At 61.4% G+C, this 254-nt stretch carries 1 protein-coding gene and 1 pseudogene; one reads left to right on the forward strand and one right to left on the reverse strand.

The features are described 5' to 3' along the window. Positions 1–126, forward strand: a pseudogene (locus IB235_RS26070) (transposase); the annotation flags it as partial. Between the two features lie 30 nt (positions 127–156). On the opposite strand, the gene IB235_RS26075 reads toward IB235_RS26070, so the two are convergent. Continuing rightward, positions 157–254 (reverse strand): transposase domain-containing protein (locus tag IB235_RS26075; RefSeq protein WP_192337168.1); only part of this gene is annotated, 98 nt, incomplete at its 5' end.

Below are 254 nucleotides of genomic sequence, written 5' to 3' on the forward strand. Positions count from 1 at the left end.
TTCTTCACCTGGCTGACGGCCCAGGCCGCGCGCATCTCGCGCAAGTCAGACCTCGGGGTGGCCATGGCCTATATGCTGAGGCGTCAGGAAGGCTTCCGGTTATTCCTCGAGAACGGCCATGTCGACAGTAAGCGTTCGCAGGTCATCACGGTCGTCTTAGCTTGACGGCTTGAAGCTCCATGGCAGCAGGTCGTCGAGGCGGCTTTGCGGATGACCGTTGGCGATGGCGGTGAGCGTGGCCTTAAGGTAGGCGA

It is taken from the genome of Paracoccus sp. PAR01 (assembly GCF_014851995.1).
GTDB classification, from domain to species: Bacteria; Pseudomonadota; Alphaproteobacteria; order Rhodobacterales; family Rhodobacteraceae; genus Paracoccus; species Paracoccus litorisediminis.